The organism is Aequorivita xiaoshiensis (assembly GCF_022008395.1).
Lineage (GTDB): Bacteria > Bacteroidota > Bacteroidia > Flavobacteriales > Flavobacteriaceae > Aequorivita > Aequorivita xiaoshiensis.
In genome coordinates this window covers 526,560-543,082 of sequence record NZ_JAIRBB010000001.1, presented here as the reverse complement: position 1 = coordinate 543,082, position 16,523 = coordinate 526,560, and the positions used below count along the sequence as shown (strand labels likewise).

Here is a 16,523-nt window from a genome sequence, read left to right as displayed (position 1 = left end):
AAACTATTATTGATAAATAAGTTATATAAAGTGAGTACGTATTAAAGGATTCTGGGATGAATTTTTTTATAAATAAAATCAATACAAAGTTACTCAACGCACCCAATACCACTACAAGTAGAGAAACGTTGTTGAATATTAGTGGTTTTATTCTACCTATCAGATTCAAATTTCAAAACCTTTAATGTTCGTAGTGTATTTTATCATCAAAAAGAATGTATTTAACCTACCTATGTGTTATTGCTCACAAAGTTTTAGTACTGGAGCAAGTTGTAAACTTATGTCGTTACTATAACAAGACTTTAGCGAGAAATTAATCTCCCATTAATCTTAAAAATTTAAAATTGAAAGCAGTTAAATTGTACACTGCTTTTTGATCACACTTTTATTATTAAAACTAAAAAGAGATTACAAAAATTATATAGTCAAGTAATACAACGGTCTAATCAGACTATAGCTGTTTACATATACTCTACTCTTGTTCCGCGTATTGTCTTAAGTATTTAAAAGCATAAATTATAAAAGCTCCTAGAGAAAACAAGAAAATAAATATTATAGGATATTTGATTTTATTTGAAAAGTGGTGTATTTCTTTATTGTAATCCATACTTACCAATCGAACAACATTTTTGTAATCAACCCTTTTCTTTTCGGCTTCTAAAACCTTATTTAGCATTTCTTCCTTTCTATCGAATAAAGCAAATAGACTACTATTTTCATTTATAACAACACCTGAAGAATTTACATTTTGGTTACTGTTAACAACACTGGACAAGATAGAATCGATTTGTAAATTCATTTTATTATATTCCTTAACTTGAAAAATAGCATTTTCCTGATATAATCCACTATACTCATCGTATAACTCGTTGCTATTCCAATATTTTAAAACCTTTTCAATTACATTTTTCGAATTAACTTCTCCCCTTGTAACGATATTTAATTTGTGATATTTGAAATACTTACTATTTGAAATATCCTCAAAGAATTTATCTAAGTCCTGATTTTGAAATAAAATTCTAAAAACATCTATTTGTTCACGTGACTTCGTCATCGTATTATAAACATCAGAAATTGGTTCTATTTCAATTTTCTTAATTGCTTCAAAATCTTCTGCAAGAACTTGTTTTAAGAAAACAGTATCTCGCGTTTTAATCTTGTTATTAAAGTATTCTATATTGTTATATAAATAATCAACACTTTCAAAGTTTGGAATAATAATTCCTTGGTTATCATATTCATTTTTAGCATTACTATCTAAGTAGAACCCATAAGCCACCCCTAATAGAATTAAAGCTAGTACAACTATCCAAAACTTTAAATAAAAATCTAAAACTTTAAAAACGAGTTTAATTAAATTCTTTGAGGTCTCTTTAAGTTTCTTAAACAGATATCCTAAGTCAATTTCCTCTACTGATTGTTGCTGCGCCATAAAATATAATATTATGAATTATTTTGTTTTTATTTATTTAAAACTGATGCAAGGCTATCACATAAGTTTTTAGATGATATTAAATATTAAACTAAACATTTCTTACAATGTTTCTTGAATTGTAAAATTAGGGTAAGATTTGAATTTAACAAGAAATCTTTTTTTATCATTACAACTAAACTCCGCTTAACTATTACTTGAGAAACACTGTTAGTTTCTAATCCCGCAAAAGTCTAAAACCTGCATATCTATCTCTCCATTTAAATTTTTAAACTCGTTATGAGCTACTAAGAATACCATAATATCACATTTCTTCTTAGCATCAGATAAAGATGTCAATTCGTATACACTATGCTCTCTTAAATTTGGTTCAACAAATAATACATTAAACCCGTCTGTACTAAGTTGATCTGCCACATGCAATGCTGGCGATTCTCTTAAATCGTCAATATTGGGTTTAAAAGCAAGGCCCATGCAGGCTATTACTGCATCTCTTCCGTTATCAATTTTAAACTGAAGTGCAGCATTTTTCACTTTCTCTATCGCCCACTCGGTTTTGTAATTATTAATCTCACGTGCTGCGCGTATCATTTTTGCTTCTTCAGGAAATTCTGAAACAATAAACCATGGATCTACTGCTATACAGTGCCCTCCAACCCCAGTTCCTGGTTGAAGAATATTTACTCGAGGATGTTTATTGGCTAATCGGATTAATTCCCAAACATTGATGTTTGCTTTATCACAAATCATTGATAACTCGTTTGCAAATGCTATCTGAACATCACGAGATGAGTTTTCAACCAGTTTACACATCTCTGCAGTTTGTGAGTTGGTTTTATGTAATTCTCCTTTTACAAAGTGTTTATAGAAACTAACCGCTTTGTCGGTAGAAGCTTCATCAATTCCCCCTATCGCACGATCATTTTGCTCAAGTTCATAAATTACATTCCCTGGCAATACGCGTTCTGGACAATAAGCAATGTAGATTTGATTTTTTAAGTCAGGACGTTCCTCGTAAATTATTTCTCGAATTTTATGAGTAGTTCCTACCGGGCTTGTAGATTCTAAAATAACCAAAGCTCCCTTTGTAAGGGTAGGTATTAAATTCTTTACGGCACTTTCAACATAACCGAGATCAGGCACGTGATTACCCTTAAATGGGGTAGGTACTGCAATTAAATAAACATCTGCTGTTACAGGCGCTGTAGATGCCTTTAATAAGCCGTTCTTAACTACATGATGCACTAGTCCGTCTAATTCAGGCTCAACAATATGGATTTTACCTTCATTTATTGTATCAACTACACTCTGACTTACATCAACTCCAGTTACATTTATTCCTCTACTAGCTATTAAGGCTGCTGTTGGCAACCCTATATAACCAAGTCCCATCATTACTACTGTGGGTTTATTATCCATATTATTTCTTTTCAATAAAATTAACGATTCTTTCAGATGCCTTTCCATCTCCGTAAGGATTGTGCAACATACTCATCTCGTTATAGTATTTTGTATTATTTAATAGTTTATTCGATTCTTCAACAATTCTATCTGTATCGGTACCCAATAAAATTACCGTCCCTTCTTCAACCGCTTCGGGGCGTTCTGTTGTTGTTCTAGTAACCAATACTGGCTTACCAAGACTAGGTGCTTCTTCTTGAATACCACCACTATCTGTAATAATTAAATACGACTTTTCCATCAACCAAATAAAAGATGGATAGGCTAATGGCGCCACTAGATAAATATTAGTAATTCCAGATAGAAGTTCGTTTACAGGTCCCTTTACATTTGGATTAAGGTGAACTGGGTATATAATTTCTACATCGGGATTATTCTCTGCAATTGTTTTTAATGCAGAACATATTTTTATAAGACCATCTCCGTGATTTTCCCTTCTATGTCCTGTTACAAGAATTATCTTTTTCTGAAAGTCTAAAACTGTTTTTAAGTTCTCGATTTCTTCATCCTTAAAATCGGAATCATTTACCTTTTCGATTCCGTAAAGTAGGGCATCAATAACAGTATTCCCTGTTACTAAGATGTTTTCTTCCTTGATGTTCTCAGCTAATAGGTTGTTCTTTGAAAGCGCTGTTGGAGAAAAATGAAAATCTGCAATTTTTCCTGTTAACTGACGGTTAAACTCTTCTGGAAAAGGATACTGCCTATTGAATGTGCGAAGTCCAGCTTCTACGTGGCATATTTTTGCACCGCCATAAAACGCGGCAATCCCAACTGCCATAGACGTTGTTGTATCTCCATGAACGTAAACATAGTCCGGCTTTACCTCATCTAAAACAGGCTTCATATTTTCTATTATGGAGGCCGTTAAAGTATAAAGGTTCTGATTAGGACGCATTAAGTTTAAATCGTAATCAGGTTTAATTTCGAAGAATTCAAGTACCTGATCTAGCATTTCACGATGTTGAGCCGTAACGCAAACAGTTGTTTCAAAATTGTCGTTTTTCAAAAACTCCTTAACTAACGGAGCCATTTTTATAGCTTCTGGTCGTGTGCCAAAAACTATTAAATTTTTTTTCTTCATTTATTCTCTCTCAAAATTATTACTAATCATCAATTTTCTTGTTAGCGTTTGCAAGCTTTCCTTCCAATTTAGTTGTTTTAAATTCAAAATATTTTTTGCTTTTGTATTGTTTAACACACTATACACTGGCCTCGCGGCAAAAGTACTGTAATGGTTGGTTTTTGCAAGATTTGCTGCTTCTAATTTTTTGGTTTGCAGTAGTATTGCTTCTGCAAAACCATACCAAGTTGTTTCACCTCCATTGCTGTAATGATAAACGCCATACTCTGTAGAATCTTGTGCAATTATTTGCAATAAGGCTTCTGCTAAATTATTTGCATTGGTAGGCGTTCCCGTTTGCTCGGTGGTTATGGTGAGCGGGGTTCCTGCTTCAGCATATTTCAAAATAGTTTTAAAAAAATTATGGCCATATTGTGAATAAAGCCACGAAGTGCGAAGAATAAAGAATGCACTGCAAATTTCTTGTATATACCTTTCTCCTTTCAACTTTGAAGCGCCATAAACATTAATCGGGTTGCTAACATCATGTTCTGAATACGCTTTGCTTTTTTTACCATCAAAAACGTAATCTGTAGAAACATGCAATAAAACAACATTATGCTCTGTGCATAATGAAGCTAGATCTTTCACTGCTTCAGCATTAATTGCAAAGGCTTTTTCGGCGTCGCTTTCAGCTTTCTCTACATTGGTATATGCTGCTGTATTTATGCAATGAGTGAAATTATTTTCGCTAAAATATTTCCTCAGCAACTCTGAGTTTTCAATATCTAATTCACACTTAGAAACAAAGACAAATTCAAAGTCGGCAAATTCGGCTGCCGCATCTTGTATGCATTTTCCCAATTGTCCGTTTGCGCCTGTAACCAGTATTTTTTTCATGAAATAGCTTCCTTAAAACTAGGAAGTTCTTGATCTTTTGCTGAAACAATAAATTCTTCCTTTGGAAGATGCCAATCTAGCGCTAAGGTTGCGTCGTTATAGATTATTCCACCTTCCGAAGCTTTGTCGTAAAAATTATCGCATTTATAAGAAAAAATCGACTGCTCCGAAAGCGTTATAAACCCGTGTGCGAAACCTCGAGGGACGAAGAGTTGTAAGTTTTCAACATCGTCCAATATTATTGAAAATGACTTTCCAAAAGTTTCAGAGTATTTTCTGATGTCCACAACTATGTCTAATACTTTCCCCTTAGCCACCCGAACCAACTTAGCTTGAGCCATATCACCCCGTTGAAAATGAAGTCCGCGTAAAACACCTTTTGATGAAATAGATTGATTATCCTGAACAAAATCAATGTTTAATCCGGTTATTTTCTGAAATAATTTTTGGTTGTATGTTTCATAAAAGAATCCGCGTTCATCTTGAAAAACGCTAGGTTTCAATATAAAACAATCTTTTAAAGGGGTTTTTAGTAGTTCCAAAGCTTAATCTAGTTGAAGTAAATGTTTTCCATAGCCGCTTTTAAGTAAAGGTTTGGCTAAGGCTATTAACTGTTCTTTTGAAATATATCCCATTTCGTAGGCCGCTTCTTCTATTGCGCCGATTTTTAATCCTTGACGTTCTTCTATAACCTCAACAAATTGTGCGGCTTGCATTAATGAAGCAAATGTTCCTGTATCCAACCAAGCGGTACCCTTATCCAGAATACTTACGCTTAGTTTTCCTTGTTTTAAATATTCGTTATTAACATCGGTAATTTCTAATTCGCCGCGAGCACTAGGCTTTATATTTGCAGCGATTTCAACCACACTATTGTCGTAAAAATAAATTCCTGGTACAGCGTAATTCGATTTTGGGGTTTTTGGTTTTTCTTCTATGGAAAGGGCTTTTCCTGATTTGTCGAACTCCACTACACCATAACGCTCGGGATCTAAAACGTGATACGCATAGATTACGCCCCCATCGGGATCATTATTAGATTGTAAAAGTTCTTTTAATCCTGATCCGTAAAAAATATTATCACCAAGAATTAGCGCAACCTTGTCGTTTCCTATAAATTCTTTTCCTATGATAAAAGCTTCTGCCAGTCCATTTGGATTGGCTTGTTCGGCATATTGAAAGTTGCAGCCTAGTTTTTTACCGTCTCCTAACAATTGCTCAAAAAGCGGAAGGTCTTGTGGCGTAGAAATGATTAAAATATCTTTAATTCCCGCAAGCATTAAGGTTGATAACGGATAATAGATCATCGGTTTATCATAAACAGGCATTAGTTGCTTGCTTACCGCCAAGGTTATAGGGTGTAACCGCGTTCCTGAACCACCTGCTAAAATTATTCCTTTCATATATATTTCTTTATTAAAACAAATCGGAATGAAACCGTATAGTTTGTTCTAAAATATTTTTTAAAGTTTAAAATCGCTCTTCAAATTTAGTTAAGCGAAAAACATTAGACTTCTAATCCCCTTTTTTTAAGGATTTTATCCATTTATCGTAACTCTGCACCGCGTTGATATCCGCATCATTCTCAACGTCATAGTTAGATTCATTAGAGGCGTTGTTCAAATAATTTTCTAAATCCTTGTGTAATAAAACCTCAATATAATTATTTAAACTTCTTTTTTGAGATTTTGCTTTTTTCTTAGCAGCATCAAGTAATTCTTTATCCAATCTAAAGGCTGTTTGAATTCTCATACTTTTTTATTTTTCACTTAAACTTTCAAAACCACCAACTAACAAAGTGTTATACAAGTGTTATTAAAGTCTGTCCTGATTGTTTAAATACCAAGCAATTGTTTTTTTAATCCCTGTTTCAAAATTTTCATTTGCTTTCCAACCTAGCTCACTTTCAATTTTTGAAGCGTCAATTGCATACCTAAAATCGTGGCCTGGTCTATCCGTCACGAAAGTAATTTGTTTTTTAAATGAAATATTTCTAGGATGCATTTCATCTAGCAATTCACATATTACATTGGCTATATACAGGTTTTCACGTTCGTTGCGACCTCCTATATTGTAGGTTTCACCTAGTTTTCCATTTTTAAGCGCTAAATAAATCCCGCTGCAATGGTCTGTAACATACAACCAATCCCGCACGTTTTTACCATCTCCATAAATTGGAATTGGTTCTCCTGAAATTGCCTTGCGAATAATGGTTGGGATAAGTTTTTCTTTATGTTGATTCGGGCCGTAATTGTTAGAGCAATTTGTGGTTACTACTGGCATTCCATAAGTGTGAAAGTAGCTGCGAACTATAAAATCTGATGAAGCTTTAGACGCACTATATGGGCTATTCGGCGCATAAGGTGTTTTCTCGGTAAAAAGTCCCGATTCTCCCAGAGTACCATATACCTCATCTGTGGAAATGTGAAGGAAGCGTGCATTATCAAAGCCATCCTTAAATTCATTTGGGCCAGACATCCAAGTTTTGTAAGCACTTTGTAGCAAATTAAAAGTCCCTACAATATTTGTTTGAATAAAGGCTCCAGGACCAGAAATGGAATTGTCCACATGACTCTCTGCAGCAAAATGAACTACCTTATTAAACTGATGTTTTTCGAATAAATCTTGAACTAATTTGGCATCACAAATATCTCCTTCTATGAAGGTGATTTTATCTAAAACACTGTCCAAATTCTTCAAGTTGCCGGCATAAGTTAGCTTGTCCAACACGAAAATTTCGTCTTCTGAATTTTTTAGGACGTATTCTACATAATTAGAACCTATGAATCCTGCACCACCGGTAATCAGTACTTTATCGTTTATCAAAATTATTTTTTAGAAGTGTCTAATATTTGTTTTAACATTTTTTCGGTGATTAAATATGTCGGTTTTACCCCAGTTGTTCCCAAACCGCCAGAAGCTAAAGTACTTCCAGTTTCTAATGGATTATCTGAAGCATAATACGCATATCTAACCTGAACTTTTGAACTTATACTTCGTCTAATTTTTGCCGCAGCTTGAATAGCTTTTTGGTAATGGGCACCTTCCATTTCTAGACCAATAACATTCCAAGTTGAGTTGTGAAAAAATTTAAGTACATCTCTATTTTGAAGTGAAGTTCCCAAAACTGAAATCATCGTTCCTGTGTACACATTTACATCGTGATTTTTAAAATCGGACTTGTCTAGTCTGTTTTTAAAAGGATAATTATCTGCTGTTCCTTCGAAAACGTGCGCAGAAGGAATCATAATATCTCCTTTCCCACCTTCAAGAATTCCTGCTTTTCCCATAATAGAAACAGAAACTACATTTAATAAATGACGAATATTATTAGCGTCATCAAATGGTTTTAGCAACTCGTCCATGGTTTCATAAGCCTGCTCCCCGAAAGCGTAGTCCATGACAACAATTACAGGTTTCTTATTATCAACAACATCGGTTAATCCCTCAACATATGGGCTGTTCTTGATTTTTGCAGTATCTATAATCTGAACATCAATATTAGTACCACTTTGATCTTCAATAAAAATCATGCCTTCAGAAAGTGCTGTTTTGTTTACTTTCTCGCGCATTTTGGTATTAATAGGACTACTTAAGGCTTCGAAAACCTGTAGTGGCTTTTTCTTTGAAAACTCAGTAGGTAATGCTTTTTCGGCATATAGAGTGTTTACCACACTATGCATATTTGCACTTATTATGTGAACAGGGCGTTCTAAAAGCCCTTCCTTTTGCAGCACTTGCTTAATTTTATAAGCCCATTCTTCACCGTGTATATGATGCCCTAAGCGTTCACGCAATACCGGACTAAATGTTATAAGACGTTTGTTGTTTTCAGTAACCTCTTCCATCGCTAGTTTCCCCATAAAGTAAATTATATTGAAAAAGCGATTCTCGTTGCTTTCAGTAGCAAAATACGGGAAGATGTTTTTTACTTCTTCAAAAGTTCTTCCTAAGAAGTTTGCAGTATGGGTAAGTGTTACTTCTTTTTCTTCTTGTGTAAGTTTACCTTTTTTAAACACAGCTTGCTCTAGCTTCTTCCAATCGCGAATTACCTCACCAGAATGCTCAATAAGCACTTGTTCCATTATTTTGTGCGATTCAATAAAAAGGAAGGTTAAATGGGTTAGAATATCGTAAATCTCCGATCTACCTCGGGTGATTTCTATATTCATCTGTTCATCGTCTATGCGATAACAGTTTCTACGGCGTTTTAACGGAATTATAGGCTTAAAATGTGAGTCTTTGTAGCCTTCATTGCTAGTAAGGTTAATAAATCTACATTCTTCAATGCCTTCAGGCAAACGATCCATAATGTAGAGCAAACCTTGTAATTCGGTTTTTTCTTCTGTTAACGATCCATAAATTTCGGGACGCAGAGTTAACAAGGACTCTCGAAGCGATTCTCCCGATACGCCCATCGGTTTATAAAAACCTCTATTAAAGAGATGGCGCATTGTTATATACAGCCTCTCGATGGCTCCTGTGCTTTCTTGAGCACGCGTTCTAGTATGTGATTTTAATTTATTCATTTATAGCAAATATAAGACTAATTTTAAGGTTGAATTTTGAGCAATGCATCTGCAATTTTACGATCGTTTGAAAGGCGAGGCACTTTATTTTGACCGCCTAGTTTTCCCTCAGATTTCATATAGGCTTGGAAACTATCTTTTTTAAGGGATGATACTTTTAAAGGTTGAAGAATTTTACCTTCTATTAAATCGAAGTAATACGAATTTTGACGCTGCATTTCAGCATCTAAAAAGGCCATAACTTCACTAAGATTATTAGGTGTTTCAGAAAATTCTACCAACCATTCGTGATAGGGTAACGCCCCATCAGAGGGTGTAATTTGTGGGGCAACCGTAAATTCGGAAATAGAAAAATTGAACTTTGTAATTGCCCTGTTCATTGCTTCTTCTACCTCTTTTCCAATCACGTGTTCGCCAAAAGCAGAGATAAAGTGCTTAATTCTACCAGACACAATTACTCTGTATGGTTTTGTGGAAGTAAATTGTACGGTATCTCCTAAATTGTAACCCCAGAGTCCTGCATTTGTCGAAATTATCATTACATAGTTAACGCCCACTTCAACTTCACCAATGGTAAGCCTTTTAGGGTTTTCATCAAAGAAAGTTGAGGCTTTTATAAATTCGTAAAAAATACCTGAATTAAGAAGCAATAACATTCCCTTGTCGTTTTGACTATCTTGATACGCGAAAAAACCTTCACTCGCGGGAAATAGCTCTATACTATCAACTTTTCGTCCGATTAAAGTTTCAAATTTAGCTCGGTAGGGCTCAAAATTTACCCCTCCATAAATAAAGAGGTTGAAGTTTTTGAAGAGATCGCCAACTTTTTTCCCCGTATTGCTTTCAAGTTTTTCAAAATACATCTGAACCCAAGAAGGGATACCGCTAATTACAGTCATATTTTCATTCTTGGTTTCTTCAACAATAGCATCTACTTTTGTTTCCCAATCTTCTATACAGTTAGTTTCCCAACTTGGCAGACGATTTTTTTGAAGATAGGCCGGTACATAATGCGCAACAATTCCTGAAAGTCTTCCTAGTTTAATTCCATTTTTTTCCTGCATTTCTGGACTTCCCTGAAGGAAAATCATCTTCCCATCTACAAAATTGGCTTTTCCAGTTTCGTTTATATAGCACAGTATAGCATTTCGAGCCGCCTGAATATGAAATGGCATAGACTCTTTTGTAAGCGGTATGTATTTAGCACCAGAGGTTGTCCCTGATGTTTTTGCAAAATACAACGGTTTATTGGGCCAAAGCACATCTGCTTCGCCAGAAACGGTTCTATCTACATAAGATTTTAGTGCTTCATAATCTCGAACAGGAACCCGTGTGGCAAAATCCTGAAATGTTTTGATATTCTCAAAGTCGTGGTCTTTTCCAAAGGCTGTGCTTTTTGCCTGAGAAATCAAATTATAAAAAACTTTTTGCTGTGTTTTTACAGGGTTTGATGCCCATTTCTTTATTTGGAAAACAACAATCTTTGAAAATATTTTAGCAGAAAATGATTTTATAGACATAAGAAATTAATCAAAATCGATGAAACTTGTTGGATTAATTGGGAAACCGTCTCGCCACAATTCAAAATGTAAGTGGGGACCAGTGGTAAGTTCACCTGTACTACCTACAATGGCTATTACTTCACCCCCTTTTACAACCTCCCCTTGTCCTTTTGTTAGCAATCCATTATGCTTATAGACAGAAATTAAGTCGTTGCCGTGTTTTACGATAATTACATACCCGGTAGCAACAGTCCATTCAGCAAAAATAACCGTACCATCTGCTACCGCTTTTACTGGGGAATCTTTAACAGTAACGACATCTACAGCATAATGTTTTGATTTAGAATCATATGGTTCGGTAATTGTTCCCTTAACAGGTGCAAATAAAACATATTCTTGAACTTGTTGAGAGGCTAGAGGATTGTATTTGTCTTCTTTTTCAACCTGCTCCCTTAATAAAGAGTCTTTTTTAGAAATGCGCACCAATACAGAAGGATCTGTTTTTGCTACTTCAATAATTGAGTCTTTATTAAAATCCACCGTTTTAACGTCTCCTGTCAGCACTTTTTTTATTGATGCAAGATATTGATCATTTACACTAATAACTTGCTGTAGCGAGTCTGTTTGATATGCTAGCTTTGCAGCCTTCTTCTTTAAAGTGGTAGAAGAATAACCAGGAATATATTCACGTAAGGGGGTGAAGGCAATAATTACTGTTGTAGTTATTATTAAGAAAAGAGAAGAAAGTACAGTAAAGATAAATACGTTTAGTCTATTAAGCTTAAATGAAAAGCGCTCTTCAAAGGTTTCTTCATTCAGGATAACTAAACGGTATTTATGTAACAGTTTCTTCTTGAACTTCTTGGTTCTTTTTTCTTTTATAGACATATTTTTTATTTGTAATTGCCTTTAAATTCATTAAAGGAATGACGAATTTAATGTTCTTGTAACGCAAGGCTAATCCTTTCAATTATTTAAATCTCCAAATCATTTTTCATCCTACGTTTTATGGCTTTAAAGTCATATTTCCCACAAAGGAAATTTGAGAGTACAATCCATTTGCTTTCTACAAATATAAATTATTATAAGGACGTATAATCTTTAGTTAAGGGATATAAGGTTAAATTTAAATATTAGGAGGGTTTTATAATTTGGCAACTAAGAGTATAGAATCGCTATTTAAACTGAGTTATATTGAAGTTACTCACATATTTAGATTACAATAGAAATAAATTAGCGCTTTACTTTACACATATAAAGAAAATCTAAAGCAAGGATGCTAAAATTGGATTGAAAACGCTCTATCTAAACAATTCTTGTTACCTTTGCCAAACTAAAATCTATGAATTATGACTAGTTTATTTTTACCTTTTATCGCTATAGGGCCTTGGCAGATTGTATTGATTGTTGTGATTGTACTACTGCTTTTTGGAGGAAAGAAAATCCCAGAGCTTATGCGCGGTTTGGGTAGTGGTCTTAAAGAATTTAAAGACGCTTCCAAAGAAGACGAAACTCCAGAGAAAAAAATTGACGAGACCAAATAACTTTCGTTATTATATTTAATTAAAAGAGCCTTTCAGTTATAAATTGAAAGGCTCTTTTTGTATTTATGCTCTTCTAGCTGTCTTAATACAGCAAGGGTTTTAATATTTACTCAAACTTAGCCGAATTTAAAATAGATTCTAGCTCAAATTGTAGATCCCTCTTAGATGCTCGCGGCGCATAGGTAAAACCTTCTAATATTAAATAGCGATTATTTTTTTCATCTTTAACCGCATAATTAATAAATGGTCCGCCCATCCAAGCATCTTTCACCTCCCAAGTTCCCTTGGTCTCATAGGCAAATTTGCCGTCAATAGTCGTTTTAAACAAATATGGAGCGTAAGCATCTTCAGTAATGAAAGCGCTATCGTCTTCAACTGGTAATAATTTACTTCCTATAGAATCTCGAATGTTTATAATATCACCTACAGCTGTACTATCACTTTTAATCATATCCATCGGTACAGGATAGACTAATATATTGGTAGTTCCATCTTTTAAATCTTTGCGAAGCCAGAAAAACTCATCTGTTGCTTTTGCAATGCGATATGCCGTAGGAACCTTTAAACTAACCCCCATCAAACTCTTTAAAGTGTCTAATTTAAGTAAAGAAATTGAGGTTCTTCTTTGACGTTCTTTTATTTCAGACTTATAAAAAGATTCGATAATCTTATCGGCGTTTTTATTGATAAGCTCTATCAATTTTTCCTCTGAAGTAGCCTTTATTATAGCTCCGGTTTGCGGCTTGGCATATTCATTAGTAGCAAGTGTAACCTTATCCTCACGTCCTAAGGTAACATAAAGAAAAAGCCTGTTACTACGTGCAAAACCAGTAAATATTTCAGGCTGTAGTTGATTCATTGAAAACAATGGTTCATCTTGAGGTAGGCCATCTGCAGGAGCAGCAAAATGTTTGCGAATTGCCTCCCCTGTTGCACCATTCCACAAGTCGTTAGGAGTTATAACCTGAAGAGAATTTATATTCCCAACTGAATCAGGAACAAGGGATTTGTCTTTCTTTCCATTGTCGGAACAAGAGGTAAATACAAGTAAAAACGAAAGCAGTAATACGAATGTTGATCTCATTAAAAGGATATTTTAGGGAACTATCCTTTATAAATTTTAAGTTTAGTTCCGGGCTTTATATTATTACCACGAATATCGTTCCATTTTTTAAGGTTCTGTACTGAAACACCAGGAAATTTTTGAGAAATAGTCCATAATGAGTCGCCACTTCTCACTGTGTAAATTTTTTCGGCAGTGTTAGTTCTTTTTGCAGAAGTATTACTCGCTATGTCTCTAGGATTCTTTTTAGGATAAATAATTAAATTCTGACCTACTTTCAAGTTGTTGCTTCGCATCCCATTCCAATTCTTAATTTGGCTAACTCTAACACCATATCGTTGGGCAATTTTACCTAAGAAATCTCCTCTTCGTACGCGATACCGAACCTTTTTAGGTTGATCGTACATTTCTGGGGCCTTTTCTTCTACATTTTCCTGTTCTTTATTAAGATGTGCATAAATAGCATCTTCATTGTTTACAAACGTACCAACTGATGTTAATGGCAATCTAAGGGTATAGTTTTCTCCTTTAACTACAGGAATAATCCCCAATTTATACGCAGGATTTAAAAACTCTAATTCTTCTATATCTAGGTTTGTGAGTTTTGAAACTTGATCTAATGTAATTTGTTGCTTAACTCTTATTGTATCTGTAGCTACGTATGGTATCCTCGCTGCTTGCTTTTTAAATCCGTGTTCTTCGGCATATTCAAAGATGTACATTGTCGCTAAGAAAGCAGGCACATATCCCGCTGTTTCACGTGGAAGAAAGCTACGTAAATCCCAATAGTTTGTTTTTCCGCCAGAACGACGGATTGCTTTTGATACATTCCCAGGTCCTGAATTGTAAGCTGCAAGGGCCAAATCCCAATCGTTAAAACTGTTATTTAAGCTTTTTAGGTATTTACAAGCTGCCTCGGTAGAACGAATAGGGTCTGAACGCTCATCAACATATGAATTTACATCCAATCCAAACATCTTACCTGTAGGATACATAAACTGCCATAAGCCAGTTGCTCCAACCCTAGACTTAGCCGATGGATTAAGCGCAGATTCAACAATTGCTAAATATTTTAATTCTAATGGAAGATTGTGCTTGTCTAATTCCTGTTCAAACAGTGGGAAGTAGTACTCACTTAAACCCATTAATCGCTCAATTCCGCGACGTCTGTTTTTGAGGTATTGCTTAATTACACTTTCTAACGAAGGATTGTACTCAACATTAAAAGGTGTGCGAGCATCTAGTTCTTTTAAACGCTGTTTTAAAACTTCAGTAGGAAGTTCTTCGTATTCAACAGGCTCGTACTCTTGGTTTACAATGCTATTATAAATATCATCAAAAAGATCGGACTTGTAAAGCTCCTTAAGCCACAAACTATCCTTTTTTCTGGCCAATGCCATATCTTTCAGATTGTAAACAATACTATCTTTTACTCCTGTAGCAACAATTGTGGTTGGTAAATCACTAGAAATTTTAGTGACTTTAATAGAGTCAACAACTTTGATTTTTTTAGTATCAATACTTTCGCTCTGTTTCTTTCCTTGTTGTGCATAACTCATACTAAAGAATAGCATCAACATAAGTGGAAGGATTTTATTAACTTTCATTAGCTTGGTACAATAATAATTTCGGCAAATATGCCTGATTAATTTTTAGCAGAATTGTTTATCAATACTCAAGTATAGATAACGCAAAATATGCCATTTAATTATTTAAAAAATAACGTTTTTGCGAAATTATGCAATTTTAGGGTTTCGAGCCACTAAGCAATTGATATTTAACGTTTCTACATTAAAGCCTTAATACCTGGTAAACTTTTACCTTCAAGCATTTCTAACATTGCTCCACCTCCTGTAGAAACATAACTTACCTTATCACTTAAGTTAAATTTGTGAACTGCAGCAACAGAATCACCTCCTCCAACTAATGAAAATGCACCGTCTTGTGTAGCTTTAGCAATGTTATAGCCTAAGGATTTAGTTCCTTCTTCAAATTTTTCCATTTCAAAAACTCCTACAGGACCATTCCACAATATCGTTTTTGATTCTGAAATTACATTACCAAACAACTCATTGGTTTTAGGACCAACGTCTAATCCCATCCAGCCATCAGGAATATTGTTTACGTCTTCAATTTTAGTATTGGCAAATTCAGAAAAACTATCGGCAATTACAGCATCTACAGGTAAATGCACTCGTACCGATTTACTTTTTGCCATTTCTAAAATTTCAAGAGCAAGGTCTTGCTTGTCTTCTTCTACTAAAGAGCTTCCAATTTTTCCACCCTGTGCTTTTATAAAGGTAAAAGCCATACCTCCACCTATAATCAAATGGTCGATTTTATCTAATATGTTTTCAATAACCGTTATTTTGGAAGAAACCTTAGCGCCACCAATAACGGCTAAAACTGGTTTTACATTTGTTTCCAATACTTTTTTCACGTTTTTAACTTCGGAAGCAAGTAGTAGCCCAAAACATTTATTTTCAGGGAAAAAATCTGCAATTACGGCTGTTGAAGCATGAGCGCGATGTGCAGTTCCAAAGGCATCATTTACATATACATCGCCAAGCCTAGAAAGCTTTTCAGCAAACTCGCGATCGCCTTTAGTTTCCTCTTCATAATATCTAAGGTTTTCTAGCAAGATAATTTCGCCAGATTTACAGGTATTAACCGCTTCCTCAGCTTTTGGTCCTATACAATCATCAACAAATTGGGCCTGAACTCCTAGAATTTCAGACAAGGTTTTTACGATATGTTTTAGGGAAAACTCCTCTTCTCTATTTTTTGGTCTTCCTAAGTGAGACATTAAAATACAACTTCCACCATCTTCCAATATTTTTAAAATAGTAGGTTTTGATGCACGAATACGTGTGGTATCTGTAACATTGAAGTTTTCGTCGAGTGGTACGTTGTAGTCAACTCGAATTAATGCCTTTTTTCCTTTAAAATTAATATCGTTTACAGTTTTCATAAGCTGAATTTTGATTTGCAAATATACCTTTTTAGAAGATTTATACAGAACGAAACAC

15 protein-coding genes are annotated in these 16,523 nt (G+C 34.6%); 1 reads left to right on the top strand and 14 read right to left on the bottom strand.

Features of this window, described 5'->3' with window-relative positions; all coding sequences use genetic code 11:
* Positions 1-472 precede the first annotated feature (472 nt).
* From K8344_RS02470 to K8344_RS02420, 11 genes are all read right to left on the bottom strand, one after another.
* Positions 473-1,432 (bottom strand): hypothetical protein, encoded by a 960-nt coding sequence (locus K8344_RS02470; RefSeq protein ID WP_237606707.1) that lies wholly within the window; start codon positions 1,430-1,432, stop codon positions 473-475.
* Between the two features lie 210 nt (positions 1,433-1,642).
* The gene (gene wecC / locus K8344_RS02465; RefSeq protein WP_237606706.1) at positions 1,643-2,851 is read right to left on the bottom strand and encodes a UDP-N-acetyl-D-mannosamine dehydrogenase; all 1,209 of its coding nucleotides are present in this window, start codon (positions 2,849-2,851) and stop codon (positions 1,643-1,645) included.
* A gap of 1 nt (position 2,852) precedes the next feature.
* A complete protein-coding gene (gene wecB / locus K8344_RS02460; protein ID WP_237606705.1) occupies positions 2,853-3,977 on the bottom strand; it encodes a non-hydrolyzing UDP-N-acetylglucosamine 2-epimerase in 1,125 nt (374 codons plus the stop codon).
* Positions 3,978-4,856, bottom strand: coding sequence for a dTDP-4-dehydrorhamnose reductase (gene rfbD / locus K8344_RS02455; protein ID WP_237606704.1), 879 nt, complete (start codon positions 4,854-4,856; stop codon positions 3,978-3,980).
* On the bottom strand, positions 4,853-5,398 hold the full coding sequence (gene rfbC, locus K8344_RS02450) for a dTDP-4-dehydrorhamnose 3,5-epimerase (RefSeq protein ID WP_237606703.1): 546 nt from the start codon (positions 5,396-5,398) through the stop codon (positions 4,853-4,855). The genes rfbD and rfbC overlap by 4 nt, the downstream gene beginning before the upstream one ends.
* A 3-nt stretch (positions 5,399-5,401) precedes the next feature.
* Positions 5,402-6,259, bottom strand: a complete 858-nt coding sequence (gene rfbA / locus K8344_RS02445; protein ID WP_237606702.1) for a glucose-1-phosphate thymidylyltransferase RfbA — start codon at positions 6,257-6,259, stop codon at positions 5,402-5,404.
* 112 nt (positions 6,260-6,371) lie between these two features.
* Positions 6,372-6,608, bottom strand: coding sequence for a hypothetical protein (locus K8344_RS02440; protein ID WP_237606701.1), 237 nt, complete (start codon positions 6,606-6,608; stop codon positions 6,372-6,374).
* Positions 6,609-6,671: 63 nt separating this feature from the next.
* Complete coding sequence (gene rfbB, locus K8344_RS02435; RefSeq protein ID WP_237606700.1) at positions 6,672-7,682, bottom strand: dTDP-glucose 4,6-dehydratase; 1,011 nt, start codon at positions 7,680-7,682, stop codon at positions 6,672-6,674.
* Between the two features lie 2 nt (positions 7,683-7,684).
* Positions 7,685-9,385 (bottom strand): DUF6909 family protein, encoded by a 1,701-nt coding sequence (locus K8344_RS02430; RefSeq protein ID WP_237606699.1) that lies wholly within the window; start codon positions 9,383-9,385, stop codon positions 7,685-7,687.
* Between the two features lie 23 nt (positions 9,386-9,408).
* Positions 9,409-10,905, bottom strand: a complete 1,497-nt coding sequence (locus K8344_RS02425; protein WP_237606698.1) for a GH3 auxin-responsive promoter family protein — start codon at positions 10,903-10,905, stop codon at positions 9,409-9,411.
* 6 nt (positions 10,906-10,911) lie between these two features.
* On the bottom strand, positions 10,912-11,775 hold the full coding sequence (locus K8344_RS02420; protein WP_237606697.1) for a M23 family metallopeptidase: 864 nt from the start codon (positions 11,773-11,775) through the stop codon (positions 10,912-10,914).
* Between the two features lie 461 nt (positions 11,776-12,236).
* Between K8344_RS02420 and tatA the strand changes: the two genes are divergently transcribed.
* Positions 12,237-12,431, top strand: a complete 195-nt coding sequence (tatA, locus tag K8344_RS02415; RefSeq protein WP_139854182.1) for a twin-arginine translocase TatA/TatE family subunit — start codon at positions 12,237-12,239, stop codon at positions 12,429-12,431.
* 106 nt (positions 12,432-12,537) lie between these two features.
* Here the strand turns inward: tatA and K8344_RS02410 are convergent, their stop codons facing one another.
* The 3 genes from K8344_RS02410 to K8344_RS02400 form a co-directional block, all read right to left on the bottom strand.
* Positions 12,538-13,515: a DUF4837 family protein gene (locus tag K8344_RS02410; protein ID WP_237606696.1), complete on the bottom strand. Its 978-nt coding sequence runs from the start codon at positions 13,513-13,515 to the stop codon at positions 12,538-12,540.
* 20 nt (positions 13,516-13,535) lie between these two features.
* On the bottom strand, positions 13,536-15,101 hold the full coding sequence (locus tag K8344_RS02405) for a LysM peptidoglycan-binding domain-containing protein (RefSeq protein ID WP_237606695.1): 1,566 nt from the start codon (positions 15,099-15,101) through the stop codon (positions 13,536-13,538).
* 179 nt (positions 15,102-15,280) lie between these two features.
* Positions 15,281-16,465, bottom strand: a complete 1,185-nt coding sequence (locus K8344_RS02400) for a phosphoglycerate kinase (protein WP_237606694.1) — start codon at positions 16,463-16,465, stop codon at positions 15,281-15,283.
* Between the last annotated feature and the right edge of the window lie 58 nt (positions 16,466-16,523).

Bases quoted from the DNA above. Each gene is read 5' to 3' on its own strand.
- rfbD (WP_237606704.1), bottom strand. From the start codon at position 4,856: ATGAAAAAAATACTGGTTACAGGCGCAAACGGACAATTGGGAAAATGC.
- tatA (WP_139854182.1), top strand. From the start codon at position 12,237: ATGACTAGTTTATTTTTACCTTTTATCGCTATAGGGCCTTGGCAGATT.
- rfbA (WP_237606702.1), bottom strand. From the start codon at position 6,259: ATGAAAGGAATAATTTTAGCAGGTGGTTCAGGAACGCGGTTACACCCT.
- K8344_RS02430 (WP_237606699.1), bottom strand. From the start codon at position 9,385: ATGAATAAATTAAAATCACATACTAGAACGCGTGCTCAAGAAAGCACA.
- K8344_RS02470 (WP_237606707.1), bottom strand. From the start codon at position 1,432: ATGGCGCAGCAACAATCAGTAGAGGAAATTGACTTAGGATATCTGTTT.
- wecB (WP_237606705.1), bottom strand. From the start codon at position 3,977: ATGAAGAAAAAAAATTTAATAGTTTTTGGCACACGACCAGAAGCTATA.
- K8344_RS02425 (WP_237606698.1), bottom strand. From the start codon at position 10,905: ATGTCTATAAAATCATTTTCTGCTAAAATATTTTCAAAGATTGTTGTT.
- K8344_RS02410 (WP_237606696.1), bottom strand. From the start codon at position 13,515: ATGAGATCAACATTCGTATTACTGCTTTCGTTTTTACTTGTATTTACC.
- K8344_RS02400 (WP_237606694.1), bottom strand. From the start codon at position 16,465: ATGAAAACTGTAAACGATATTAATTTTAAAGGAAAAAAGGCATTAATT.
- K8344_RS02420 (WP_237606697.1), bottom strand. From the start codon at position 11,775: ATGTCTATAAAAGAAAAAAGAACCAAGAAGTTCAAGAAGAAACTGTTA.
- wecC (WP_237606706.1), bottom strand. From the start codon at position 2,851: ATGGATAATAAACCCACAGTAGTAATGATGGGACTTGGTTATATAGGG.
- K8344_RS02440 (WP_237606701.1), bottom strand. From the start codon at position 6,608: ATGAGAATTCAAACAGCCTTTAGATTGGATAAAGAATTACTTGATGCT.
- K8344_RS02405 (WP_237606695.1), bottom strand. From the start codon at position 15,101: ATGAAAGTTAATAAAATCCTTCCACTTATGTTGATGCTATTCTTTAGT.